Here is a 519-nt window from a genome sequence, read left to right as displayed (position 1 = left end):
CCCGGTCAATGGCGGGGCTTTTTTATCAATGGGTAACGGTCGCGGCGGCCTCCCGATACGCCTTCAGTTCAATCAAGAGCAAGCCAAGCTCCCGCATCTTCATGCGCGGCATATGAACGGGGCGGCGGGCCGTCAGAGCGTCGCCAATGTGTTTTGCAAGTGATACAATATCCGTATTCATCGCGTTTATCCTCAAATTGACCGGTGAAAGCCCCTGTGATTGGTTGCAGCCATACCAGGGGCACCATTTCTTTTTCTACCTATGCACCTCCTTTAAGAGCCCCGGCCATCACCGGGGCTTTCTGTTGCTAGTCTATTGCGGCCAAGATGGCCTCTTTTTCGTCATGCTCACAAGCCCAATCCCGCAAGCTGTGATACAGCCTTGAAAACCGCTCCTGGTCAGCGCCTTCTGTGTGAAATGACAGATGGCTATAGAGGTAGAGGCAAGCGGTAATCCCGGCAGCATCGGCGCTCATTTGGCCACTAAAGTAGTTCATGGCCTCGATGTTCAGCATTTCA

General features: G+C 53.4%; 1 protein-coding gene. It reads right to left on the bottom strand.

Translation table 11 applies throughout. The features are described from left to right. Positions 1–308: 308 nt before the first annotated feature. The coding region (locus MKP05_RS21625; RefSeq protein WP_240570181.1) for an antirestriction protein at positions 309–519 on the bottom strand (211 nt) is incomplete at its 5' end.

Source organism: Halomonas flagellata (assembly GCF_022487945.1).
In the GTDB taxonomy this organism is placed as follows: Bacteria; Pseudomonadota; Gammaproteobacteria; order Pseudomonadales; family Halomonadaceae; genus Halomonas; species Halomonas flagellata.
The sequence above is the reverse complement of the archived record's forward strand: the minus strand, read 5'-3'. Positions and strand labels throughout refer to the sequence as shown.